At 61.5% G+C, this 22,204-nt stretch carries 27 protein-coding genes; 11 read left to right on the forward strand and 16 right to left on the reverse strand.

The features are described 5' to 3' along the window. Nucleotides 1–3 precede the first annotated feature (3 nt). The 4 genes from AC1RLZ_RS18480 to AC1RLZ_RS18495 form a co-directional block, all read right to left on the reverse strand. Nucleotides 4–819, reverse strand: coding sequence for an ABC transporter permease (locus tag AC1RLZ_RS18480; protein ID WP_493189805.1), 816 nt, complete (start codon nt 817–819; stop codon nt 4–6). Next, nucleotides 819–1,730 carry an ABC transporter permease gene (locus AC1RLZ_RS18485; protein WP_493189806.1) on the reverse strand — a complete coding sequence of 304 codons (912 nt, stop codon included), beginning with the start codon at nt 1,728–1,730 and terminating at the stop codon, nt 819–821. The genes AC1RLZ_RS18480 and AC1RLZ_RS18485 overlap by 1 nt, the downstream gene beginning before the upstream one ends. After that, entirely contained in the window at nt 1,727–2,893 is a 1,167-nt protein-coding gene (locus AC1RLZ_RS18490; protein WP_493189807.1) for an ABC transporter ATP-binding protein, read from the reverse strand. Before AC1RLZ_RS18490 ends, AC1RLZ_RS18485 begins: the two co-directional genes overlap by 4 nt. A gap of 65 nt (nt 2,894–2,958) precedes the next feature. Beyond that, entirely contained in the window at nt 2,959–5,625 is a 2,667-nt protein-coding gene (locus AC1RLZ_RS18495; protein WP_493189808.1) for a sensor domain-containing protein, read from the reverse strand. A gap of 190 nt (nt 5,626–5,815) precedes the next feature. Between AC1RLZ_RS18495 and AC1RLZ_RS18500 the strand changes: the two genes are divergently transcribed. Continuing rightward, a complete protein-coding gene (locus AC1RLZ_RS18500) occupies nt 5,816–6,919 on the forward strand; it encodes an NAD(P)/FAD-dependent oxidoreductase (RefSeq protein ID WP_493189809.1) in 1,104 nt (367 codons plus the stop codon). Nucleotides 6,920–7,088: 169 nt separating this feature from the next. On the opposite strand, the gene AC1RLZ_RS18505 is transcribed toward AC1RLZ_RS18500, so the two are convergent. Next, nucleotides 7,089–7,274, reverse strand: a complete 186-nt coding sequence (locus AC1RLZ_RS18505) for a YdcH family protein (protein ID WP_371421078.1) — start codon at nt 7,272–7,274, stop codon at nt 7,089–7,091. 248 nt (nt 7,275–7,522) lie between these two features. Here AC1RLZ_RS18505 and AC1RLZ_RS18510 point away from each other — a divergent pair, with 248 nt between their 5' ends. From AC1RLZ_RS18510 to AC1RLZ_RS18540, 7 genes are all read left to right on the forward strand, one after another. After that, nucleotides 7,523–7,729, forward strand: coding sequence for a YdcH family protein (locus tag AC1RLZ_RS18510; protein ID WP_068728782.1), 207 nt, complete (start codon nt 7,523–7,525; stop codon nt 7,727–7,729). Nucleotides 7,730–7,769: 40 nt separating this feature from the next. Continuing rightward, a complete protein-coding gene (locus tag AC1RLZ_RS18515) occupies nt 7,770–7,925 on the forward strand; it encodes a hypothetical protein (protein ID WP_493189810.1) in 156 nt (51 codons plus the stop codon). 124 nt (nt 7,926–8,049) lie between these two features. Further along, complete coding sequence (locus AC1RLZ_RS18520; protein ID WP_493189811.1) at nt 8,050–8,328, forward strand: hypothetical protein; 279 nt, start codon at nt 8,050–8,052, stop codon at nt 8,326–8,328. Continuing rightward, the gene (locus AC1RLZ_RS18525; RefSeq protein ID WP_493189812.1) at nt 8,310–8,519 is read left to right on the forward strand and encodes an EamA family transporter; all 210 of its coding nucleotides are present in this window, start codon (nt 8,310–8,312) and stop codon (nt 8,517–8,519) included. The genes AC1RLZ_RS18520 and AC1RLZ_RS18525 overlap by 19 nt, the downstream gene beginning before the upstream one ends. 108 nt (nt 8,520–8,627) lie before the next feature. Continuing rightward, nucleotides 8,628–8,879, forward strand: coding sequence for a hypothetical protein (locus AC1RLZ_RS18530; protein WP_439059854.1), 252 nt, complete (start codon nt 8,628–8,630; stop codon nt 8,877–8,879). Between the two features lie 420 nt (nt 8,880–9,299). Continuing rightward, nucleotides 9,300–9,788: a 5-(carboxyamino)imidazole ribonucleotide mutase gene (gene purE, locus AC1RLZ_RS18535; RefSeq protein ID WP_493189813.1), complete on the forward strand. Its 489-nt coding sequence runs from the start codon at nt 9,300–9,302 to the stop codon at nt 9,786–9,788. 8 nt (nt 9,789–9,796) lie between these two features. Next, the gene (locus AC1RLZ_RS18540; RefSeq protein WP_493189814.1) at nt 9,797–10,882 is read left to right on the forward strand and encodes a 5-(carboxyamino)imidazole ribonucleotide synthase; all 1,086 of its coding nucleotides are present in this window, start codon (nt 9,797–9,799) and stop codon (nt 10,880–10,882) included. Between the two features lie 25 nt (nt 10,883–10,907). Here the strand turns inward: AC1RLZ_RS18540 and aqpZ are convergent, their stop codons facing one another. Continuing rightward, nucleotides 10,908–11,630, reverse strand: coding sequence for an aquaporin Z (gene aqpZ, locus AC1RLZ_RS18545; RefSeq protein WP_371421083.1), 723 nt, complete (start codon nt 11,628–11,630; stop codon nt 10,908–10,910). A 284-nt stretch (nt 11,631–11,914) separates the two neighbouring features. Between aqpZ and rpsU the strand changes: the two genes are divergently transcribed. Together rpsU and AC1RLZ_RS18555 are read left to right on the forward strand one after the other, a co-directional pair. Then, nucleotides 11,915–12,211, forward strand: coding sequence for a 30S ribosomal protein S21 (gene rpsU, locus AC1RLZ_RS18550; protein ID WP_371421084.1), 297 nt, complete (start codon nt 11,915–11,917; stop codon nt 12,209–12,211). Nucleotides 12,212–12,381: 170 nt separating this feature from the next. After that, nucleotides 12,382–13,041, forward strand: a complete 660-nt coding sequence (locus tag AC1RLZ_RS18555; protein WP_493189815.1) for a tetratricopeptide repeat protein — start codon at nt 12,382–12,384, stop codon at nt 13,039–13,041. A gap of 84 nt (nt 13,042–13,125) precedes the next feature. On the opposite strand, the gene AC1RLZ_RS18560 is transcribed toward AC1RLZ_RS18555, so the two are convergent. The 3 genes from AC1RLZ_RS18560 to AC1RLZ_RS18570 all read right to left on the reverse strand — a co-directional run bounded on the left by AC1RLZ_RS18560 (nt 13,126) and on the right by AC1RLZ_RS18570 (nt 15,538). Next, the gene (locus AC1RLZ_RS18560) at nt 13,126–13,965 is read right to left on the reverse strand and encodes a hypothetical protein (protein WP_493189816.1); all 840 of its coding nucleotides are present in this window, start codon (nt 13,963–13,965) and stop codon (nt 13,126–13,128) included. A 164-nt stretch (nt 13,966–14,129) separates the two neighbouring features. Further along, nucleotides 14,130–14,417 carry a cupin domain-containing protein gene (locus AC1RLZ_RS18565; RefSeq protein ID WP_092146189.1) on the reverse strand — a complete coding sequence of 96 codons (288 nt, stop codon included), beginning with the start codon at nt 14,415–14,417 and terminating at the stop codon, nt 14,130–14,132. Between the two features lie 20 nt (nt 14,418–14,437). After that, a complete protein-coding gene (locus AC1RLZ_RS18570) occupies nt 14,438–15,538 on the reverse strand; it encodes a calcium:cation antiporter (RefSeq protein WP_493189817.1) in 1,101 nt (366 codons plus the stop codon). Nucleotides 15,539–15,707: 169 nt separating this feature from the next. On the opposite strand from AC1RLZ_RS18570, the gene AC1RLZ_RS18575 reads away from it, so the two are divergent. Beyond that, complete coding sequence (locus AC1RLZ_RS18575) at nt 15,708–16,088, forward strand: VOC family protein (RefSeq protein ID WP_493189818.1); 381 nt, start codon at nt 15,708–15,710, stop codon at nt 16,086–16,088. Nucleotides 16,089–16,167: 79 nt separating this feature from the next. On the opposite strand, the gene AC1RLZ_RS18580 is transcribed toward AC1RLZ_RS18575, so the two are convergent. The 7 genes from AC1RLZ_RS18580 to AC1RLZ_RS18610 form a co-directional block, all read right to left on the reverse strand. Continuing rightward, nucleotides 16,168–17,571 (reverse strand): NAD(P)(+) transhydrogenase (Re/Si-specific) subunit beta, encoded by a 1,404-nt coding sequence (locus AC1RLZ_RS18580; protein ID WP_493189819.1) that lies wholly within the window; start codon nt 17,569–17,571, stop codon nt 16,168–16,170. 10 nt (nt 17,572–17,581) lie between these two features. Continuing rightward, a complete protein-coding gene (locus AC1RLZ_RS18585; RefSeq protein ID WP_089265888.1) occupies nt 17,582–17,896 on the reverse strand; it encodes a proton-translocating transhydrogenase family protein in 315 nt (104 codons plus the stop codon). Nucleotides 17,897–17,907: 11 nt separating this feature from the next. Continuing rightward, on the reverse strand, nt 17,908–19,038 hold the full coding sequence (locus tag AC1RLZ_RS18590; RefSeq protein WP_493189820.1) for a Re/Si-specific NAD(P)(+) transhydrogenase subunit alpha: 1,131 nt from the start codon (nt 19,036–19,038) through the stop codon (nt 17,908–17,910). An 82-nt stretch (nt 19,039–19,120) separates the two neighbouring features. After that, the gene (locus AC1RLZ_RS18595; protein WP_092145749.1) at nt 19,121–19,273 is read right to left on the reverse strand and encodes an aa3-type cytochrome c oxidase subunit IV; all 153 of its coding nucleotides are present in this window, start codon (nt 19,271–19,273) and stop codon (nt 19,121–19,123) included. Between the two features lie 173 nt (nt 19,274–19,446). Continuing rightward, nucleotides 19,447–21,357 (reverse strand): M3 family oligoendopeptidase, encoded by a 1,911-nt coding sequence (locus tag AC1RLZ_RS18600; protein ID WP_493189821.1) that lies wholly within the window; start codon nt 21,355–21,357, stop codon nt 19,447–19,449. 25 nt (nt 21,358–21,382) lie between these two features. After that, nucleotides 21,383–21,820, reverse strand: coding sequence for a hypothetical protein (locus tag AC1RLZ_RS18605; protein WP_371421095.1), 438 nt, complete (start codon nt 21,818–21,820; stop codon nt 21,383–21,385). Continuing rightward, on the reverse strand, nt 21,817–22,146 hold the full coding sequence (locus AC1RLZ_RS18610) for a helix-turn-helix domain-containing protein (protein WP_493189822.1): 330 nt from the start codon (nt 22,144–22,146) through the stop codon (nt 21,817–21,819). The genes AC1RLZ_RS18605 and AC1RLZ_RS18610 overlap by 4 nt, the downstream gene beginning before the upstream one ends. Between the last annotated feature and the right edge of the window lie 58 nt (nt 22,147–22,204).

The raw sequence follows: 22,204 nt of genomic DNA on the forward strand, positions 1-22,204 counted from the left end.
GCCTTATAACGGCGCGGCGCTTTCGCCACGGGCGCTCGACAATTTCGATGCCAGCGATGCCAGTACGATGACCACGGCGATGAAGCCGACGATCAGCGTGCAGATCGCGTTGATCTCCGGCTTCACGCCAAGACGCACTTCCGAATAGATCCGTATCGGCAGCGTCGCCGAACCAGGTCCTGTCGTAAAGCTCGCTATCACCAGATCATCGAGCGAAAGCGTGAAGGCCAGCATCCAGCCGGCAGCAATGGCCGGCCAGATCAGTGGCAGGGTCACGGCCAGGAAGGCGCGGAACGGGTCGCGGCCAAGATCCATCGCCGCTTCCTCGAGGCTGCGATCGATACCCGCGAGCCGCGACTGCACCACGACCGTGACAAAGCACATGGTGAGTGTGGTGTGCGCGATGGTGACCGTGACGAAGCCACGCCCCGCATCAAGCGCCACGAACAACAGCAACAGCGACAGGCCGGTGATCACCTCGGGCATCACCAGCGGCGCGTAGAGCATCCCGGACATCAGCGCGCGACCGCGAAATCCCGCGCCACGCGTCAACGCAATCGCCGCCAATGTACCGAGCAGCGTCGCCAGCGTTGCCGACACGACACCCACGCGAAGACTCATCCAGGCAGCATCGAGCATCGCACGGTCGTTGAAGAACTCGGTGTACCAGCGCGTGGACCAGCCACCCCACACCGTCACCAGCCGCGAGGCATTGAACGAATAGATGACGAGAATGACGATCGGCAGGTAGAGAAATGCAACACCAAGCACCAGGGATGTGACGTTGAAGCGCGACAGACGAAGCGGATGCACGGCCATCAGCGCGCCTCCAGCTGGCGGCGCTGCAACCGGTCATAAATCAGCAAGGGGATCAGCAGCAGCCCGAGCAACACAATCGCGGTAGCCGACGCCACCGGCCAATCCTTGTTCGTGAAGAATTCGAGCCACAGCGTCTGGCCTATCATCAACGAATTCGATCCGGCGAGCAGATCGGGAATGACGAATTCGCCCATGATCGGGATGAAGCACAGCAACGCGCCGGCACCGACGCCGCGAAAGGACAAGGGAACTGTTACCAGCCAGAATGCGTCAATGCGCGAGACGCCGAGATCGGCCGCGGCTTCGATCAGCGACGGGTCCTGTTTCGCCAGCGTGGCATAGAGCGGCAGGATCATGAAAGGCAGATAGGAATAGACGATGCCGAGATACATCGCACTGTCGGTGGACAGCCACACGACTGGCGTCGATACAATGTGCAACGCAAGAAGTATCTTATTGAGCAAGCCGTCATGCTGCAGGATGTTGATCCAGGCATAGATGCGGATCAGGAACGAGGTCCAGAACGGCACGATCACCAGCATCATCGCGATGCCCTGCCAGCGCCGGGGTAGACGCGCCATGCCATAGGCGATGGGATAACCGACCGCGAGCAAGATCAGGGTCGATACCACCGCGACGAGAACACTGCGCAGATAGGACGCAAGATAGAGATTGTCCGAAACGAGCAGCCGGAAATTATCCAGCGACAGCGCGGCAAACGAGGCCTTCAGGCCACTGATTCCCTCGGACAGTCCGAACACCGGCATATAAGGCGGCTGCGCAATCGCTGTCTGCGACAGGCTGATCTTCAGCACGAAGCCGAACGGCACCAGAAAGAACAGCACCATCCAGACGTAAGGCGGGATCGCAGCGAGGCGCGCCGGCGCCGTGAAGATGCGACGCGCGCTCATTGAAGCAGCACCACGCAATCATCGGGAGCAAACCATGCCGCGACGCGCTCCCCCATCGAATAGGAATCGACATCGAGCCGTGCGGTGTTGGCGAGAGCCACCCGCAATGTCGCACCGCGGTCGAGTTTCACTTTATAGAGCGAACGACCGCCGAGATAGCCGACATCGGTGATGACACCCTCGAGGCTGTTCATCGCACCGCTATTGACAAGGTCTGTCGCCGGTCCACGCCGTGACAGCCTGATCTTTTCCGGGCGGATGGCGACGCAGATGACTGCATCGCCGACAGGATGTCGCGGCTCGATCGCGAACAGCGTTCCGACATCGCGGCCGGCAATGGTCAGACGATGGCTGTCGCGGTGCGTGATGCCGCCTTCGATGATGTTGATGTCGCCGACGAACTCCGCGACCCAGCGCGATACCGGCGCCTCATAAAGTTGCCGCGGCGTCGCCACCTGCTGCAGGCGGCCGCCATTCATGACGCCGATGCGGTCGGCCATGGTCATCGCCTCCTCCTGATCGTGGGTGACGATCACGAAGGTGGTGCCAAGCTGGCGCTGCAGCGTCATCAACTCGACCTGGGTCTCGTCGCGCAGTTTCTTGTCGAGGGCGGCGAGCGGCTCATCAAGCAGCAACAACTGCGGATGTCGCGCCAGCGCCCGCGCGAGCGCCACGCGTTGTTTCTGACCGCCCGACAATTGATCCGGTCGGCGTTTCTCCAGTCCCTGGAGTTTGACCAGCGCCACCATCTCGGCCACCCGCGTATCGATGCCGAGACGCGTCAAGCCAGCGTTCTTGAGACCGAAACCGATATTGTCGCGCACGTTGAGGTGCGGAAACAGTGCGTAGTTCTGGAACATCATGTTGACGGGCCGCTGATGCGGCAATACCGCAGCGATGTCCTCGCCGTTCAGCTCGATCTTCCCGGTGTCCGGCGCTTCGAAACCGGCCAGCATGCGCAGTAACGTGGTCTTGCCACAGCCGCTCGGGCCGAGCAGCGCGAAGAATTCACCGGCCTTGATGTCCAGAGAAAGATTGTCCACTGCGCTATGCGCGCCGAATGCCTTGGTGACGCCGTCGATCCGCAGCAAGGGCGTGGGATAGGCGATAACCGGCGCATCATTGGCGACCGGGTCCGCGATTGTCGCAGTGAGATTCGTCATAACCGCAAGCTAACCGCGGAACGCCGCGGGCTCAACAGCATCAGCGCTTCTCAACGGTCTGTCGCTCAACCAGCTTTGCGAGCGACAGAGGTCGCGGCAATCCGCCCAACCAACCCAGCATACTGCGCAATGGGGGCAGGACGCCCGATAAAGTAGCCTTGTACGCCATCGCAGCCTTCGCTGGCGAGGAAGCAGAGTTGCTCGTGTGTTTCAACACCCTCCGCAACGATCGCGACGTCGAGGCCATGGCCAAGCCCGATGACCGCGCGCACGATGGCGGCGGACTGCGGATTGAGCCCCAGATTGATCACGAAAGCACGGTCGATCTTGATCTTGTCGAACGGGAATGCCTGCAGATAGGTCAGCGAGGAATAGCCGGAGCCGAAGTCGTCCATCGAGATGCGCACACCGAGCGCCTTCAACCGCCGTAGCAACGCGACGCCACGATCGAAATCCTCGATCAGCACGCCCTCGGTGATTTCGAGCTCAAGTCGCCCGGGCTGCAGGCCGGTTTCGAGCAGGATCGAATGCACGAGGCTGACGAGATCGCCGTGCATGAACTGCGCGGGCGACAGGTTGACCGCGATCTGGAGCGGTACCGGCCACGAGGCAGCCTCAAGGCAGGCCTGGCGCAGGATCCACTCGCCCATCTCGACGATGAGGCCACTTTCTTCGGCCAGCGGAATGAAGTCTCCGGGCGGCACGAAACCGCGCGTCGGATGAATCCACCGCGCCAGCGCCTCGAAGCCCGTAATGTCGGCATCGACGATGGTCTGGCCGGCGCGCGCCTGGGGCTGATAGTGCAGCGACAATTCGCCATTGCGGATCGCGGCCGAGAGATCCTGATGCAATACGCGACGGTCGCGCAGTTGCTGGTCCATTTGCGGTTCGAAGATGCTTATCGAACCACGCGACTGCGACTTGGCGCGGAACAGCGCCGCGCCGGAATTCGCCAGCAACGCGGCCGGGTCATGGCCGTCGCGCGGGAACAGCGAGATGCCCGTGGTAACGCCTGTACGCACCGACTTGCCGTCGATGGGGAATTCCTCCGCGAGGGCCGCGGCGATCCTCTCTGCGATCAACAGCCCGGCCGCCGGCTGCACGCCGTCGATGATCACGCCGAACTCGTCGCCGCCGAGCCGCGCCAAGACTCCGCCGCCGACGGCTGCATCGATACGACGCGACACCTCGACCAGCAGCTTGTCACCGATACCATGGCCGAAGACATCGTTGACCTCCTTCAGGCCATCAAGATCGATCGACAGCACCGCGAATTCCTCGGACGTCTCGCTGCAAGCATCGATCATCTGCGACAGGGCCTGCAAGAAGGCCGGGCGGTTCGGCAGATCGGTCAGGCCATCGTGATAGGCCATATGCGCCATCCGCGCCTCGGTCTGGCGGCGGTCGGTGACATCCTCATGGGTCTTGATCAGATATTGCGGCTCGCCTGCTTCGTCGAGCACGGTGACCCGCCGGGTCAGAAACAGCCGCAATCCGTCGCGCGTGCTGATCGGATGCTCTTCCGCAATCGGTGTCCGACTTCTGATCGCGGCCTGGTCGCGGCTGACGATCAGCTTCGCTTCTTCCGGGCGAAGCATTTCGGGAACGGTCAGACCGATAGCGTCTTCGCGCTTGCGCCCCAAAATAACCTCTGCGCCACGGTTGGCGAACAGATAGCGGCCGGTGTTGATTTCCTGCACCATCAGCGAAACGGGAATATTGTCGAGCACTGTTTCGAGGAACTTCTTGGTGCTTTCCAGTTCCTTGGACAGCGACTTCCGCTCGGTCACGTCCTCGAACAACGCAATCAGGAATGCCGGCTCGTTGCGTTCGTTGAGGGCAATCACGCGATTGCTATCCAGCGTGCGGATCTCCGTACCGCGCTCGACGTTGAATTCGCTGCGGCACTGGCTGTGTGTTTCCACCGCCAGGGCATCGGCTTCGGCGATTGCCTTGGCGGATCTTGCCGAAAATATCTGGTCTGCTCGCTTGCCGACGATCTGATCGCGCGAGAGACGAGAGAAGGTCTCGAAAGCGCGATTGGCGAAGATGTAGCGGCCATCATCAATGGTCTTGGCGGCAACGCAGATCGGAACGTGGTCGAGTACGGATTCGAGGAATTGCTTGGTGGTCGCAAGCTCGCGTTGCAGGAAACGCTGCTCGGTGCAATCCTCGTGGATACCGATCGCGCCGCCATTGGGAAGCCGGCTGAACTTGACGTGAATGGATTGGCCACCGGGCATCTCGGCGATGTATTCGCCAGAGGGAACGCTCTGCTCGTAAAAGCTCTGGGTGGCCAGATCGAGCTTACCGCGCTGACGGCGTAATTCACGCAGTCTCGGGCCGGTGATATCCTTGGTGATGTCGGCGCGCGTCAGGTCGTAGATTTCAAGATAGCGATCGTTGCAAAACACGACCCGCTTCTGGGCATCGAGCATCACGATGCCCTGGCCGAGATGATTGAGAGCGGACCCGACAAACGCATTGCGACGCTGCTGCTCGTGACGCACATTGCGCAGCGCCGAAGCGACCCACAGCACAATGGCAACAAGAAATGCCAGCACGACAAACCCGCCGATGAGGATCTGCCAGATCATTTGCGGGTCGAGTTCACTGATATAACTGACCGCCGGGGATTGCGCGTGGACTCCAGCAACGCCGCCGAGAAGGCACGCGACCGCGATGACGGACACTGCCGCCTTGCTGTCTGATCGCCCGATCTTGCCAGTCATTACACACCCGCGTATTCGCAGCGTGAGTGTTTGGTTACAGGTATGTGGATCAGGTAAATGCGTGGCGTCGCAACTGCAGAATGCGGCGAAAATTGGTGGTAATTGGCTGTGATGCTTAATGTTTTACTAATGCGCCACATCCGCAAGGTTGGACAGCGGATGACCAGCGCAGCAAACTATCGGACGCGACATGGACAAGGTTGAATGCGTGGTGGTTGGCGCCGGCGTCGTGGGCCTCGCGATCGCCCGGCGAATGGCGGAAGCGGGACGCGAGGTCATCGTGCTGGAGGCCGCGGACGCGATTGGTACCGTGACCTCGTCGCGCAACAGTGAGGTCATTCATGCCGGCATCTATTATCCGGCCGGCAGTTTGATGGCGCGGCTCTGCGTCGCCGGAAAACAGGCCCTCTATGATTATTGCCGGGATCGCGGCATTCCACATCGCAACTCCGGCAAACTGATCGTCGCTACGCGCCCCGAAGAGATAGCCAAACTGGCATCAATCAAGGCGCACGCCGAAGCCAATGGCGTCGCTGACCTCGAGGAAATATCCGGGGCCGAGGCGCGCGCGCTGGAGCCGGCACTGGCGTGCGAAGCCGCGTTGTTGTCGCCCTCCACCGGCATCGTCGACAGCCACAGCTATATGTTATCGCTGCGCGGGGAAGCAGAAGCGGCGGGTGCAGCCTTCGCGTTCCTGGCACCACTGGAACGCGGCCGGGTCACTGCCGGCGGTTTCGAACTGAATGTCGGCGGTGAGGCGCCGATGACGCTGGCCTGCGACATGCTGATCAATTCAGCCGGCCTGTCCGCAACAGCGATCGCACGCATGCTCGACGGCATGCCGCTTGACCTGATACCGCCCGCCTATCTGGCCAAGGGCTGCTACTTCAGCTGCAATGCGAAAGCACCCTTCTCGCGGCTGATCTATCCCGTGCCGGAACCGGGCGGCCTCGGTGTGCATCTCACGCTCGATCTGGCTGGCCAGGCGCGTTTCGGCCCTGACGTCGAGTGGGTGGATCACATCGACTACACGGTCGATCCGGCACGCGGAGAGCGGTTCTATCCGGCCATCAGGCGCTACTGGCCGAGTCTGCCGGACGGCGCATTGATGCCGAGCTATTCCGGAATGCGGCCGAAGATCGTGCCGCCCGCAGTCGCGGTGCAGGACTTCATGATCCAGGGTGCCCAGACCCACGGCGTACCGGGCCTGATCAACCTGTTCGGCATCGAGTCACCCGGGCTGACATCATCTCTGGCCATCGCGGACTACGTGGCCGAAATGGCGGGACACTGAGTGGGAAAGGTTGCAGGCGAAGCGATCCAGGCCAACCGAATAACTGGATGCTTCGTCGCAAACCTATCGCGGGATCAGGGCAAGACGTCACCGCACCTACGTGAAAGCAGTGACGTAAACGGCGATGTTGATGCTGTGATTTATCGTTCGCTGTTAATGCAGCCGTTAATCAGTGCAGCGTTTCGCTGGCGCCGTTTTTGAGACGCTGGATTTCGTCTCTGACCATCAGTTTTCGACGCTTGAGTTCGACGATGCGGAGATCGTCGGTAGACAGGTGCACGAGTGCGTCGTGCAATTCGCTTTCGAGAACCTTGTGTTTGCGTTCCAGTTCGACGAGATGCGCCTGTAGTGCCATTCGAAAACTCCTCGGTAGGATTGAACCTCAGGACTCGTTCGGTTGGACCGTGAATTCTACATGACAGTGGACATCTGTCGATGGGTCTTGAAAAGTGTATTTTGGATTTCGTGTATCGTTCGAAACGAATCGTGACCTGATCACGCCGCAAAACCCGGAACCGGACGGCTTGCGCGGTGCGCCTGCACCGGCGATAGTCATGTGAGAAATCCCTCGCAAATGATTTGCGAATCCAGTCAGCTAGAAACATGAATGACGACGAAGATCGCGAACTTCCGTTAGAACTCGCCAGATTACAGCAGGAACATCGCGACCTCGACGCCGCCATCGATGCTTTGCAGCATTCACCGGCACCGGATCTTTTGCGGCTGCAACGGTTGAAGAAGAGAAAGCTTCAGCTGAAAGACCGAATCTCTTTCATCGAAGATCAGATCACCCCGGATATTATTGCCTGAGACAACGCGTCGCACCGTGGCTGTGGGTTGAAGAACGGCCATGAACTGGCCAATCCTGAAGCTTCTGCTGCGCGACTGGCCGCCATTGTTCTCGCGCGGTATCGCCCGCACCGCCGTCGGACTGATACTGGCCGGCATCGCAGTGTGGCGCGATGGGCTGCGCCACCGTCGCACTGAAGACACTGACCATCGGTGAAGGCGCGCTGATCGTCTACACGATGCCGATCTGGGCGACATTGTTTGCATGACCGATCCTCGGCATACGGCCGACGCTGCGTGATGCTGCGGCCCTTCTGCTTGGTCTCGCAGGACTTGTGGTTTTGCTCGGCCAGTACGGCTTTGCGCTGTCGCCGGATAAAATCGCCGGCATCCTGCTCGCGCTCGGATCTGCCACCCTGTTTGCACTCGGGGAAGTCCTGAGCCGAACACCGCTGCCAATGCCACCGATGTCTTTGGTCGCCTGGCAGGTCGGGCTGGGATGTCTTCCGATGATCATCCTCGGCCTGATGTTCGAGCACCCGGACATCGGTGCGCTGACGACAGTTGGGTGGTGCTCGCTGATCTATATGACTCTGGGCCGATGGGCGTTTGCTACCTGACCTGGTTTGCAACGCTGCGCCGGCTGCCGCCCGCGACGGCGGCCATGGGTACCCTGGTCGTACCGGTCATGGGTGTGATCGGAGCCGCGGCACTGCTCGGCGAACCACTGGGGCTGCGCGAACTGATCGCCATGACGCTCACGCTGCGCGGCGTGACGCTTGCACTGCGCAAGCCAGCCGTGGCGGCCTGAGAGGAGCGGAACGGGGCGCGACCACAAAACGAGGCGCTGCCCGAACTTGACAAAAAGAACAAAATAAGAACAAGCTTGCGTCGAGATCAATCGACTCGTGAGGGCACCATGGCGGACATCACCTATTACGTCGCACTGCCCTTCCTGCAGGACGACTCCGGTTCGCCGGCCGCTGGTGCCGCCGAGGAATGTCAGAGCGCGTCCGGCGCCATCCGTCGCGCCGAACTATTGTCCCGTGCACCGGGCTCGATCGGCGCACTGGCCTTCAGCCGTACCGGCGATCCAATGATCGGCGAGTTCGGCGACGCCCAGGTGATCCGCGCCTTTGGGGAAGTGCCCAGCGACCTCAGCGCATTGTAAAGGCGCCAACTCCGACGATTTACCGGCTATATTTTCGCACGTCGCGCGGTCTTGCGCAGAGCAAAGCCACGGCGTTTAGGAATGTCGAGCAGGAACTCGGTTTCGGCCGAAGCGCGCAATTCGGCAATCTTCGCCAGTGCTTCAGCCAGTTTGCGCCTCCAGCTTCCGGATCGTCAGCACAGCCGCAGGCGCACGGCTTTTCGGAAGCGATACCAAGGCGTTGGGCTCGCGCAAGGCAGGCTTCATGGAGAGCTTGACCGACTTTGTGGCCGGCGCTCGGGTTTTCTTTTGCATGAGATTTGTTACAAGGCTAGCCAGTCTTCACCAAGACGAGATCATGTTTGCCACGCTCCTTGCCATGCAAGGAGACGACCTTGTATTTCCAGTCTATCTTTCTGGATTCGCGAAAGAAAACACGGAATGCCCGCGCCCGTCGCCATCATCATGGGAAGCCAGTCGGACTGGGAAACCATGCGCCACGCCGCCGAAACGCTGACCGCGCTCGGCGTCGCCCATGAGGCGCGCATCGTCTCGGCCCACCGGACCCCCGATCGGCTGGTCGCGTTCGCCAAGGGCGCCAAGGCCGCAGGCTTCCAGATCATCATCGCCGGTGCGGGCGGCGCCGCGCATCTGCCCGGTATGGCCGCAGCGCTGACCGAACTGCCGGTGTTCGGCGTCCCCGTGGAATCCAAGGCGCTTTCAGGTCTCGATTCGCTATATTCGATCGTACAGATGCCGGGCGGCATTCCCGTCGGCACGCTGGCCATCGGCAAGCCCGGCGCGATCAATGCCGCGCTGCTTGCGGCGTCCGTATTGGCTCTGCATGACCATACGCTGGCGACGAAACTCGCCGCCTGGCGGAAAGCGCAGACCGATGCAGTAGCTGAAAAGCCAGAAGGTGCGGCGTGAGTGCTGTGATGACGAAGGTCCTCAAGCCCGGCGATACGATCGGCATTCTCGGCGGCGGCCAGCTCGGTCGTATGTTGGCGATGTCTGCAGCACGCCTCGGCCTCCGCTGTCAGGTTTTCTCACCGGATCCGGATTCACCGGCCTTCGATGTGGTGCAGAACGCGACATGCGCTGAATATGCTGATGTCGAGGCGCTCGAACTGTTCGCCAATGATTGCGACGTCATCACCTACGAATTCGAGAACGTGCCGGCTGCTACCGCGATGATACTCGACGCGCGGCGCCCGGTTCTGCCCGCGCAGACAATCCTGGAGACCACCCAGGATCGTCTGGCCGAGAAGGATTTTGTGACGTCGCTGGGTATCGGCACGGCCGCTTACGCAGGCGTTGCAAATGCTGGCGAGCTTCATGCAGCGGTCAAGAAGATCGGTCTGCCCGCCGTCATCAAGACGCGGCGCTTCGGCTATGACGGCAAGGGCCAGGCGATCATCCGTGAGGGCGACGATCTCGATCAGGTCTGGAACGATCTCGGCACCAACTCCGCGATCCTCGAAGCCTTCGTGCCGTTCGAACGCGAGGTCTCGGTCATCGCTGCACGCGGCGCCGACGGCCATGTCGAATGTTTCGACGTCACCGAAAACGAGCATCGCGATCACATCCTGAAATTCTCCTATGCGCCCGCGCGCATCTCCGACGCGCTTGCCGCGAAGGCACGCGAGATCGCCGAGAAGATCGGCACCGCGCTGGGCTATATCGGCGTCTTCGCGGTAGAACTGTTCGTGGTGCCTGGTAAGGACGGAGCGACGCTTGTCGTGAACGAAATTGCACCGCGCGTACACAATTCCGGCCACTGGACGCTCGATGGCGCTTCGGTGTCGCAATTCGAACAACACATCCGCGCCATCGCCGGCTGGCCGCTCGCCAAACCGGTTCGCCATGGTCAGGTCACCATGATCAACCTGATCGGCGACGACATTCTCGACTATGGCAAGTGGCTCACCGTCCCCGGCGCCACCGTGCATCTCTATGGCAAGGGTGCGCCGAAGCCCGGCCGCAAGATGGGCCATGTGGTTGAGGTGAAGCCGGCGACATAACGAGCCGGCTTCACCGCCTCATTCGTCACGTGGTCGCCTTGCCTTGCACCACGCCAGTGGGCTCGTCACTCAGCCAGCGATAGATCGCGCCGCCGAGAACACCGCCAACCAGCGGCGCCACCCAGAACAGCCACAACTGCTGTAGTGCCCAGCCGCCGACAAACAATGCCGGCCCAGTGCTACGCGCCGGATTCACCGACGTGTTGGTGACCGGAATGCTGACAAGGTGGATCATCACCAGCGCAAGCCCGATCGCCAGCGGCGCGAAGCCCGCAGGCGCCTTGCCGTGTGTGGAACCCATGATGATGAACAGGAACATCATGGTCATCACCACTTCCATGATGAAGCCCGCCACCAAGCTGTATTTGCCGGGCGAATGATCGCCGTAGCCGTTCGAGGCAAAGCCCTTGGCAAGGTCGAAACCGGCGGCGCCGCTGGCAATGACATACAACACGGCCGCACCCGCAACCGCACCGACGACCTGTGCAATCACATAGGGGAGAATCTGGCCTGCCGGGAAACGTCCGCCCGCCGCAAGGCCCACGGTGACCGCAGGATTGAGATGACAGCCCGAAACGTGGCCGATGGCATAGGCCATGGTCACGACGCTGAGGCCGAAGGCCAGCGAGACGCCGACGAGACCGATACCGACCTGCGGAAACGCGGCCGCGATCACTGCACTACCGCAGCCTGCAAATGTGAGCCAAAAGGTGCCGATTAACTCGGCCGCGTATTTTTTCCCATTCATCATGCTCTCCCGGTCAGAATCGGCGTCCCGGCTGAGTCGCCACGGGGATTATGCGTCCGTGCTCCAATACCTGTCGAGACAGGGAACCTGCCCTATCCCCCACCAGAGAAACCTCGGAAACACACGTCGCTTTCCCCGCCCAAGAGGTTAAAATGACCACGCCGCAAGGTGGACATTCGCTATTTCATCTGGTACATCGGCGCCCTTGAGGTTAAGGGCATGGCCTTTGTCGGCCCTTCGCTTTACCGAAATTCAAATCCGATCAATTGAGAAGAGGATGCCGCGTGCAGGTTCTCGTTCGCGATAATAACGTCGACCAGGCTCTCAAGGCGCTGAAGAAGAAGATGCAGCGCGAGGGTATTTTCCGCGAGATGAAGCTCCGCGGCCACTACGAGAAGCCCTCTGAGAAGAAGGCTCGCGAGAAGGCTGAGGCTGTGCGTCGCGCACGCAAGCTGGCTCGCAAGAAGCTGCAGCGCGAAGGCTTGCTGCCGATGAAGCCCAAGCCGGTGTTCGGCGCGGGTCCTGGCGCCGATCGTGGCGGCCGTCCCGGCGCCGGCGCTGCTCCGCGCGCACCGCGCTAAGCTCGCTTCATCATTTGAGTTCGATAACGCGGGCGCAAGCCCGCGTTATTTTTTGCGCAGTCGCTTTTTGCGCGGGCTAACCCCTTGGGCGCGTGGATCTTGATCGGGTGCATTTTGCCCGATGTCGCGCTACCAATAGGTCATTGGTGGCTGCGTGAGATTTGCCCTGCATGGAATGTCCCGTCCGCAAGTCCTCGTCCCGTTTCGGCGCCCGCGGCCTTACCGCGATAGCGCTTGCCGTTGCGGGTCTGTGCAGCACAGGCTGCTCATTCAACCTGTCGTCCCTCACGCCGGGGTCCGACAGGGACGAACCGAAGACAGCCGCCGTGGTGCCTCCGTCGCCCGCGAATTCCGGCAAGACCAATCCACAGGATGCACAGATCCACGCTGCACGCGCGCAGGCGCTCGCACAGTCCGGCAAACCTGACGACGCGCTGCTGGCCTTCAATCAAGCACTCGACCTCGATCCGCACAGCGCGCAGACCTTCTACCAACGCGGGCTGCTCTATCAGTCCGAGAAGAAGTACGAATTCGCCATCGCAGATTTTACGTCAGCCAACGGCCTGACGCCGCAGCAGGCCGATCCCTTGCTCGGCCGCGCGCAATGCTATCTCGCACTCGGCAAGAACCAGGAAGCCGCAGCGGATCTCGACGAGGCTTCGCAGGTGGCACCGGGTAATGCGCAGGTCTGGCTGACCCGCGGCGCGACCTATGAGAAGCTTGGCGACAAGGCCAAGGCTGCGGACTCCTACAGCCGCGCTGTCGCCCTGCGCCCGAAGGACGATGCAGCGCGCAACGGCCTCACCCGCATGGGTGGACGCGCGGGCTAGCTAAGGCTGGAGGGGTCAGGCTGGCGGCAAGACGGCGTCGCCCTGCAAGCGTGAAGGCGACGCGCGGACAATCCACCGCTTCCCTTACCGCTCGAACGGGTGCGGGATGACCGAATTGAACACCGACTTCGCTGCAGACAGCACGTCTTCGGCCACGTTGGTGCGCTCAGGTCGCGGCGTCGCAGCGGCATTCGCCTGCAGATCCATCGGCTGCGCTGCGGGGATTTCACCGGGCGGACGTATGCGCCGCACCTCGGAAGGCTCGGACTGCGGCGAAGGCATCGGATCGAACTTCTCGACGCTTGGCGTCGCCACCATGATCGGCGGAGGCAGCTGCTGCATCGACGGAGGGGAAACAGTCCGTGCGGCTTCCTGCACGCGCGGCGCCTCCGGCGCACGCGGGGGCTCCGGCGTACGGGCAGCTTCCAGGGGGCGCGGCTCGCTGCGGTTCAGGCGCTCGATGGCGGCACGGGCGAGATCGTTGGCGTCGCGGCGTTCATCGGCGCTGGCATTGGCCGCCGGTGCAGTCCCCACGGTGGCAGGCACGGGCCCGGGTGTAGCCGGAGCTGGCGCGGCTTTGACCGCAGCTTTCTCGCGCAAGACCGGCTGATGACGGCGCGACTCAGGAACACTGACCGTTTCGGGCTTTTCGATGCTGGCCTTCTCGACCACCGGCTTGTCGCCGGCCTTGGCCGGGGCCGATTCAGGCAGATTGGCGAGGTCGGCAGAATTCTCGGCGGGCTTGGCCGTCGCTGCCTTGGTGTCAGGCTTCGGCTCCGCAGGCGTCGATGCAACAGCCGCAGCGGGCCGATCCGGGTTCGCCTTCGGGATGATGTAGTGATTGACGATATAGGCACCCACGATCGTTGCCAGAATTGATGGCAGGATATCGATGGTGAACTTCGAGAGATATTTCTGCAGCATGGACCGGCCTCTTCCCCGACCTGCTTCATGCTGGGAATTTGAGGCTGATTCAGGGATCAATCGCGACAGATCGAAGGCAAAGTTCCAATCCGTCGCATTGAATTGTTTCAGGCGGTCCTCAGCCGGCGACACAATGAACCGGCAATCGCTGGAGGCCGATAAGGTTAAGCTTTCTTGACCTCGACCTCGAGGAACACGATTTCCTTGTCGGTCTCGTTCAGCACGTCATGCTCGACGCCGGCCTTGCGGAAATAGGACTTGCCGGTGGTGATCGGTGCCTGCGAACGGGTGCCGTCCGGAGCAACGATGGTCATCACACTCGTGGTGATCGGCACGATCACATAATCCATTCCGTGGGTATGGCGGCCAGTCGCCGCGCCAGGCGCGAGCCGCCATTCGGTGACGCGAACTTCGGGTGTGTCCTGCTGAACGTCGGACTGGGCAGCGAGCATCGTCTTATTCTCCAAAGTGGTCACGGCACAAACACCATGAAGATGAATACCGCAAACACCACCAAATGAACCAGCCCAAACAGGATGTTGGTGCGCCCGGTGCCAAAGGTCAGCATGCTCAGCACGAAGGTCATCACCAGCAAAACCATCTTCTGCGTGCTGAGACCGAGTACCAGTTCCTTGTTCAACGCATAGGCCGCCACTGCAACCGCCGGTATCGTCAGTCCGATGGTGGCGAGCGATGAACCGAGTGCGAGGTTGATGCTCTTCTGCAGATCGTTGCCGCGTGCCGCCGAAATGGCGGCGACGCTTTCCGGCAGCAGGATCAGCAGCGCCACGAGGATGCCGGCAAAGGCTTCCGGCGCGCCGACCCGTTCGATGCCGGCATCTACCACGAGCGAGAATTTCTTCGACAGCAGCACCACCGCCACCAACGAGACCAGCAGCAAAATGGCGCTGAAGGCCAGAAGACTGTTGGAAACATGCCCGCCTGCATCGCCCTCGTCATTCCCGTCAGCGACGAAGTAATCCTGATGCCGGATGGTCTGTGTGTAGAGAAACACCGCATAGAGCATGATGGTGGCGACGCTGACAAAAGCGAGCTGCGCGTTCGAGTAGAAAGGCCCCGGGGTGGTCAAGGTATAATTCGGCAGGATCAGCGTGGTCGTCGCCATCACAATCAGCACACTGAGATAGATATTCGACCCCGTGACCTGGAAATCCTGCTCACGGTAACGCAAGCCCCCGACCAGGATACAGATGCCGACCAAGCCGTTGCAGACGATCATCACCACAGCGAAGACAGTATCGCGCGCCAGCGTGGGGACGGCCTTGTCGCCCAGCATGATGGTGGCGATCAGCGCCACCTCGATGATGGTGACGGCCAGTGTCAGCAACAGCGTGCCGAACGGTTCGCCGATCCGGTGCGCGATAACTTCAGCATGATGCACAGCTGCGAACACGGTGCCAAACAGGACAACCAGCAGCAGCACAGCGAATGCGATGCCGGCGAGCGACTGCGTGAAACCGATCCCTAGCGAGGGAATGGACGTCGCAAGAAAAAGCAAAACGGCCAGCGCGGGGAATATCCAGGACGACCTGGGTATGGGATGTGCCGACATTGAGCAAATATCCTCGTTGCGACCATATCGACGACAAGCGAAACGCAGCCATGCCACTTCCGCGATCGGTTATGCGGCTGCGTGATGCCGCCTCGCCAAGCGGCTGATGATGCGTATAATTGCGTATCACCCGAAGGTGAGATTGCAAGAAAGTGGGAGAGGAAGCGAGATGTTTTCACATGTCATGATCGGCACCAATGACTTGGATGCCGCGAAAAATTTCTATGACAAGCTGCTTGGCACGCTGAGCGTCCCGCCTGCCGTGGTCGACCGTCACCGGATTTTCTATCGCACCAAGACCGGCACCTTTTCGGTGTCCAAGCCGATCGACGGCAATTTCGCCACGCCGGCCAATGGCGGCACGATCGGCTTCAATGCCAAATCCACCGAAGAGGTCGATGCCTGGCATGCAATGGGCCTCGCCAATGGCGCCACCACCTGTGAGGATCCCCCGGGCGTGCGCGACATGGGCGGCGTGAAGCTCTATCTCGCTTATCTGCGCGACCCGGTCGGCAACAAACTCTGCGCGCTTCACCGCATAGCCTCGTGATGCGCAGGCGCTGAACGAACGGCCATAAAAAACGCCCGGCCTTTCAGCCGGGCGTTTTCATGAGGACCGTCAGTGCGAGTTACATTGCCTTGACAATATTTTCAGTCACCTTCTTCGCGTCACCCAGCAACATCATGGTATTGTCGCGATAAAACAGCGGGTTGTCGATGCCGGCATAGCCGGAAGCCAGCGAGCGCTTGATGAACATCACGGTGCCGGCCTTCCAGACCTGCAGCACCGGCATGCCGTAGATCGGCGAGGTCTTGTCGTCTTCGGCCGCCGGATTGGTGACGTCATTGGCGCCGATCACGAAGGCGATGTCGGCCTGTGCGAATTCCGAATTGATGTCCTCGAGTTCGAACACCTCGTCGTAAGGCACGTTCGCTTCGGCGAGCAGCACGTTCATATGTCCGGGCATGCGGCCAGCAACCGGGTGAATGGCGTATTTCACCTCGACGCCTTCCTTCTTCAGCGTATCGGCCATTTCGCGCAGCGCGTGCTGGGCCTGGGCCACCGCCATGCCGTAGCCGGGCACGATGATGACTTTCTGCGCGTTCTTCATGATGAAGGCCGCATCGTCAGCCGAGCCGAGCTTGGCCGGCTTCTGCTCACCCGAACCACCACCGGCCGCCGCGGTCTCGCCGCCGAAGCCGCCGAGGATGACCGAGATGAAGGAGCGGTTCATCGCGTGACACATGATGTAGGACAGGATCGCGCCCGACGAGCCGACCAGCGCGCCGGTGATGATCAGCGCCGAGTTGCCGAGCGTGAAGCCGATGCCTGCGGCGGCCCAGCCCGAATAGGAGTTCAGCATCGAGATCACGACCGGCATGTCGGCGCCGCCGATCGGGATGATCAGCAGCGCGCCGAGCACCAGCGCGAGAACGGTGATGAGCCAGAAGTCGACGGCACTGCCCGAACGCACCAGACCGAAGATGAAGAACACCAGCGCCAGGCCGAGTGCGATATTGATGATGTGACGCGCCGGCAGGATGATCGGCGCGCCGCTCATGCGGCCGGACAGTTTGGCGAATGCAATGACCGAACCGGTGAAAGTCAGCGCGCCGATGGCGACGCCGAGCGACATTTCCACGAGGCTCGCGCCGACGATCTTCTTGGTCGCCGGATCGAGAATGCCGAAGGCTTCCGGCGCGTAGAATGCGCCGGCGGCAACCAGCACCGCGGCCATGCCGACCAGCGAGTGAAAGGCGGCGACCAGTTCCGGCATCGAGGTCATCGGCACGCGCTTGGCGATGACCGCACCGATGCTGCCACCAATGGCAATGCCGAGGATCACCAGAATCCAGCCGAGCGCGTCGGCCGGCGGATGCGCGGCCAGTGTGGTGCCCACGGCGATGACCATGCCGGCCATGCCGAGGAAATTGCCCTGTCGGCTGGATGCCGGGCTGGACAGCCCCCGCAGCGACAGAATGAAGAGAATGCCCGCGACGAGATAGAGCAGTGCGGCGAGATTGGCGTTCATCGGGCTGCCCTTACTTCTTTTTCTTCTGGTACATCGCAAGCATGCGTTGCGTGACCAGGAAGCCGCCGAAAATATTGACGCATGCAAAGATCAGCGCGACGAAGCCGAAGCCGCGCGCCAAGGCGCCGCCGCTGCCGACCATATTGACGCCGACCGCGAGCAGTGCGCCGACCACGATCACCGAAGAGATCGCATTGGTCACCGACATCAGCGGCGTATGCAGCGCGGGCGTCACCGACCACACCACGAAATACCCGACGAACACGGCGAGCACGAAGATAGAAAGCTGAAATACGAACGGGCTGACCAGCGAGGCATGATCCATGGTGGTGCTCCTTACGCGGTCTTCGGCTGGAAGTTCGGATGAATGACGGCGCCGTCCCTGGTCAAAGCCGTCGCCTTGACCAGTTCGTCGTCCCAGTTCACCGCGAGCGTCTTGGTCTCTTTGTTGACCAACGTTTCGATGAATGAGAACAGATTGCGCGCATAGAGGCTCGACGCCGAGGCGGCGACGCGGCCAGCGACATTGGTATAGCCAACGATCTTGATGCCATTCACGTCGACCACTTCACCGGCCTTGACGCCCTCGACATTGCCGCCCCGTTCGACCGCGAGATCGACCAGCACCGAGCCGGGCTTCATCGACGCCACCATCTCGGCGGTGACCAGACGCGGCGCCGGACGACCGGGGATCAGCGCGGTGGTAATGATGATGTCCTGCTTCTTGATGTGCTCGGCGGTGAGCGCGGCCTGCTTCGCCTGATATTCCTTGGACATTTCCTTGGCGTAGCCGCCAGCGGTCTGCGCGTTCTTGAATTCCTCGTCTTCCACCGCGAGGAATTTGGCGCCGAGACTTTCGACCTGCTCTTTGGTGGCCGGACGCACGTCGGTCGCGGTGACCACGGCGCCCAAGCGGCGCGCGGTGGCGATCGCCTGCAGGCCGGCGACGCCGACGCCCATCACGAACACCTTGGCGGCCGGGATGGTGCCGGCCGCGGTCATCATCATCGGGAAGGCGCGACCGAAGCTCTCCGCGGCCTCGATCACGGCGCGGTAGCCGGCGAGATTGGCCTGCGAGGACAGCACGTCCATCACCTGCGCGCGGGTGATGCGCGGCATCAGCTCCATTGCGAAGGCCGACACGCCGGCATCGGCCATGGCCTTCAGCGCCGCGTCGTTGCCATAGGGATCCATGATCGCGATCACCAGCGCACCGCGCTTGTAACCGGCGAGTTCGGACACCTCGGGACGCTTCACCTTGATGACGATATCGGCGTCTTTTACCGCATCGGCGCTGATGGTGGCGCCGACAGCCGTGTATTCCGAATCCGGCAAGCCGGACTTGAGGCCGGCGCCGGGTTCGATAGCGACATCGACGCCGAGCGCCTTGAACTTCTTCACCGTGTCGGGCGAGATCGCCACGCGCGGTTCAGACGGATCGATTTCCTTGGCAACGGCAATCTTCATGGGGCCTCCGGCGGCGCAAGGCACGCGCGTGAGCAAACAGGACGGGACGCCACCCGAGCCGGGCGGCGCAATCGGCGACAGATCAGGTAAGGAAGATGCCCATCAGGGCCACGATGGCGACGACGCCGATGGTGCCCCACTTCACCAGCATGAGAAAGCCCTCATAGGTCTGCTCATGGGCCGGATAGTCGTTGCCATCGGCCGTGGTGTAAGCGACTTCGCTGTGATCGGACATCAGGGTCTCCCGCCTCGTATTTCGTATGTTGCCACGGAATTAGCGCAATTGGATATGGAGAGCAACGGTTCGTGGCATACCACAACGGGTTTTGCATACCGCAGTGCATCAGGCCGGTGGATGACTGCGTCTGCCTAATTTTTCGCCCTATCGAATTGAAGCGAGGGGGTCGCCTACCCCATCGCCTCCAGCTCATCGATCATCCCCGAGATGACCGAGAGGCCGCCATCCCAGAAAGCCGGGTCCTTGGCGTCGAGACCAAAGGGCTTCAACAGTTCGGAATAGTGCTTGGTGCCGCCGGCGGCGAGCATCGCGAGGTAGCGTTCCGCGAAGCCTTCCTGGGCGTTCTCGTAAACCGCATACAGCGAGTTCACGAGGCAATCGCCGAAGGCATAGGCGTAAACGTAGAACGGCGAATGGATGAAGTGCGGGATATACATCCAGAAATTCTCGTAACCCGGCTTGATCTCGATCGCCGGCCCAAGGCTTTCGGTCTGCACGCTGAGCCAGAGTTCGCCGAGCCGCTGCGCGGTGAGTTCGCCGTGGCGACGCTCGGTGTGAACAGCGCGCTCGAATGAATAGAACGCGATCTGCCGAACCACCGTGTTGATCATGTCCTCGACCTTGCCCGCAAGCAGCGCCTGACGCTGTTTGGTGCTCCTGGTCTGCGACAGCAGCCGCTTGAAGGTCAGCATCTCACCGAACACGCTGGCGGTTTCGGCCAGCGTCAACGGCGTCGGCGCCATCAGCGCACCGTTGCGGGCGGCGAGCACCTGATGCACGCCATGGCCGAGCTCGTGAGCGAGCGTCATGACATCGCGCGGCTTGCCCTGATAATTCATCAGCACGTAAGGATGGGCCGATGGCGTGGTCGGATGCGAGAAGGCGCCGGGCGCCTTGCCCGGCCGCACCGGCGCATCGATCCACCGATCGGTGAAGAAGCGCTTGGCGATATTCGCCATGTCCGGTGAGAACGCGCCATAGGCGGTCAGCACCATCTCCTGCGCATCCGACCATGGAATCGTGCCGGTGGGCGCAAACGGCAGCGGCGCGTTGCGGTCCCAATGGGCGAGCTTCTTCTTGCCGAACCACTTTGCCTTCAACTGATAGTAGCGATGCGACAGCCGCGGATAGGCTGATCGCACCGACGACACCAGTGCATCGACCACTTCGCGCTCGACGCGGTTGTTGAGATGGCGTGAATCCGCGATGTCCTGAAAACCGCGCCAGCGATCGGAGATTTCCTTATCCTTGGCCAGCGTATTGGTGATCAGCGCAAAGGTGCGCTCATTGGCCTTGAAGGTCTTCGCCAGCGCCTGCCCGGCCGCCTTGCGCTTGGCCGGCGCGCGGTCCTGCAGCATGGTCAGCGTCGGCTCGATCGCCAGTTCCTTGCCGCCGAGCCCGAAGCGCAGACCCGCGATTGTCTGATCGAACAGGCGGTTGAAGGCGCCATAGCCGGTCTGTGATTTTTCGTGAAACAGCTGCTCGACGCGGTCTTCGAGTTGATAGGGCTTGTCCTTGCGGCTGTCCTCGATCCACGGCCGGTAGTGGCCGAGCTCGGGCGTCTGCATCGCCTGCTCGATCACGCTGTCGTCGATGCGGTTGAGTTCGAGACCGAAGAACAACAGATGCACCGAAGCTGCGGTGATGCGCTCGGACACATCGCCATAGAATTTCGAGATCGCGGGATCGACACTGTCGCCGGCATGGACGAGGCCGGCATAGGAGCCGAGCCGCCCCGCAAGATCGTCGATCGCCTCATAGCGCTTCACCGCACCGGCGAGCCAGGCGCCACCGCCGGGCTTGGCGGTCTCTTCTGCGAGCTTGCCTTTGTAATCCGCTTCGAAGGCCGCGCATTCGGTGTCGATCCTGTCGAGATCCCGGGTAATCTCCGGCGCATCGATCGCCGTGTAGAGATCCGCGAGATTCCATTCCGGTAGCTTGCCCCCCGGCGATTTGGTCGGGGATTTCGAGGCAGCCTTGCGCACCGCCTTTTTGCCTGGGTCGGCTTCGCGCGAAACGGTCTTGCGGGAAGCGGTCTTTCGAGAAGGCTTGGCGGTCCGGGCAATCGCAGATTTCGTCATGAACACCTTCGGTTGGATGCTGCCGTCACACGAAAGCAGCGAGCTGCGGAGCGAAATGGACAAGCAGTTCTTCGCCCTCGGTCATCAAGGGCTCGATCTTGTCATGAATCATATGGCGAATCGTACACCACACCATGACAATCCGTGCGACAAGCCACCATCGCGTCCCGCGCAGCGCAGTGCGGGCATGCGCCGCCACCAGCGGCAGACTGCGATGTTCGAACAGCAGGCGCCCGGTGCCGTCTTCCAAAATGTAGCGGCCATCGACTCGCGAGACGCACAACGTGCAAGCTCGCTCCGGCTGCGGCCCCAGCAGATAGAGCTGCGCATCGCCGTTCTCGGTGACGCCAGTCTCCCATTCGCGGCCGCGATGCCCGAGATTGATCGTGTCGGCGAGCGTGGCGAGTTCCGTCTCGCTCCACGCGCCCTGCAGCGGCTTGCGCCGAAATGCGACGACATTCATTTGGATGCTCCGAACAGCAGCCGGTGCAATTCCGGCTCGTAATAGACCAGCAAATGTTTGGCGAAGGCCGCCGGTTCGAGACCGAGCTGGATAGCCCAGGCTTCCATGGTCTCGGTCGGTACCCGACTGAAGCCGTTCTCAACCTGCGAGATGAAGGTGTAATATTTGAGACCGAGCCTTGCGGCGAGATCGACCTGCGACAAGCCCGCCTCCGCCCTGCGGGCTTTCAGCCAATGCCCCGCCTGTTTCCGCAATTGCCGCGCTTCCGGCACGGGTTTGCCCGGCCGTTCTTCTGCGGAAACATCTTCGTCTTGACCAAGTTTCATTTTTACGAAACTATCCACTTCAAATTTCTCAAGCTGACGACTTTACCGTAGCACAACT

This window comes from Tardiphaga sp. GW822-FHT04G09, from assembly GCF_058800725.1.

Bases quoted from the DNA above. Each gene is read 5' to 3' on its own strand.
- aqpZ (WP_371421083.1), bottom strand. From the start codon at position 11,630: ATGAATGGGAAAAAATACGCGGCCGAGTTAATCGGCACCTTTTGGCTC.
- AC1RLZ_RS18505 (WP_371421078.1), bottom strand. From the start codon at position 7,274: ATGGCACTACAGGCGCATCTCGTCGAACTGGAACGCAAACACAAGGTT.
- purE (WP_493189813.1), top strand. From the start codon at position 9,300: ATGCCCGCGCCCGTCGCCATCATCATGGGAAGCCAGTCGGACTGGGAA.
- AC1RLZ_RS18575 (WP_493189818.1), top strand. From the start codon at position 15,708: ATGTTTTCACATGTCATGATCGGCACCAATGACTTGGATGCCGCGAAA.
- AC1RLZ_RS18565 (WP_092146189.1), bottom strand. From the start codon at position 14,417: ATGCTCGCTGCCCAGTCCGACGTTCAGCAGGACACACCCGAAGTTCGC.
- AC1RLZ_RS18590 (WP_493189820.1), bottom strand. From the start codon at position 19,038: ATGAAGATTGCCGTTGCCAAGGAAATCGATCCGTCTGAACCGCGCGTG.
- AC1RLZ_RS18555 (WP_493189815.1), top strand. From the start codon at position 12,382: ATGGAATGTCCCGTCCGCAAGTCCTCGTCCCGTTTCGGCGCCCGCGGC.
- AC1RLZ_RS18610 (WP_493189822.1), bottom strand. From the start codon at position 22,146: ATGAAACTTGGTCAAGACGAAGATGTTTCCGCAGAAGAACGGCCGGGC.
- AC1RLZ_RS18585 (WP_089265888.1), bottom strand. From the start codon at position 17,896: ATGGATCATGCCTCGCTGGTCAGCCCGTTCGTATTTCAGCTTTCTATC.
- AC1RLZ_RS18595 (WP_092145749.1), bottom strand. From the start codon at position 19,273: ATGTCCGATCACAGCGAAGTCGCTTACACCACGGCCGATGGCAACGAC.
- AC1RLZ_RS18580 (WP_493189819.1), bottom strand. From the start codon at position 17,571: ATGAACGCCAATCTCGCCGCACTGCTCTATCTCGTCGCGGGCATTCTC.
- AC1RLZ_RS18560 (WP_493189816.1), bottom strand. From the start codon at position 13,965: ATGCTGCAGAAATATCTCTCGAAGTTCACCATCGATATCCTGCCATCA.
- AC1RLZ_RS18600 (WP_493189821.1), bottom strand. From the start codon at position 21,357: ATGACGAAATCTGCGATTGCCCGGACCGCCAAGCCTTCTCGAAAGACC.
- AC1RLZ_RS18530 (WP_439059854.1), top strand. From the start codon at position 8,628: ATGGCGGACATCACCTATTACGTCGCACTGCCCTTCCTGCAGGACGAC.
- AC1RLZ_RS18570 (WP_493189817.1), bottom strand. From the start codon at position 15,538: ATGTCGGCACATCCCATACCCAGGTCGTCCTGGATATTCCCCGCGCTG.
- AC1RLZ_RS18510 (WP_068728782.1), top strand. From the start codon at position 7,523: ATGAATGACGACGAAGATCGCGAACTTCCGTTAGAACTCGCCAGATTA.
- AC1RLZ_RS18605 (WP_371421095.1), bottom strand. From the start codon at position 21,820: ATGAATGTCGTCGCATTTCGGCGCAAGCCGCTGCAGGGCGCGTGGAGC.
- AC1RLZ_RS18515 (WP_493189810.1), top strand. From the start codon at position 7,770: ATGAACTGGCCAATCCTGAAGCTTCTGCTGCGCGACTGGCCGCCATTG.
- AC1RLZ_RS18495 (WP_493189808.1), bottom strand. From the start codon at position 5,625: ATGACTGGCAAGATCGGGCGATCAGACAGCAAGGCGGCAGTGTCCGTC.
- AC1RLZ_RS18500 (WP_493189809.1), top strand. From the start codon at position 5,816: ATGGACAAGGTTGAATGCGTGGTGGTTGGCGCCGGCGTCGTGGGCCTC.
- AC1RLZ_RS18540 (WP_493189814.1), top strand. From the start codon at position 9,797: ATGACGAAGGTCCTCAAGCCCGGCGATACGATCGGCATTCTCGGCGGC.
- AC1RLZ_RS18485 (WP_493189806.1), bottom strand. From the start codon at position 1,730: ATGAGCGCGCGTCGCATCTTCACGGCGCCGGCGCGCCTCGCTGCGATC.
- AC1RLZ_RS18490 (WP_493189807.1), bottom strand. From the start codon at position 2,893: ATGACGAATCTCACTGCGACAATCGCGGACCCGGTCGCCAATGATGCG.
- AC1RLZ_RS18480 (WP_493189805.1), bottom strand. From the start codon at position 819: ATGGCCGTGCATCCGCTTCGTCTGTCGCGCTTCAACGTCACATCCCTG.
- AC1RLZ_RS18525 (WP_493189812.1), top strand. From the start codon at position 8,310: ATGGGCGTTTGCTACCTGACCTGGTTTGCAACGCTGCGCCGGCTGCCG.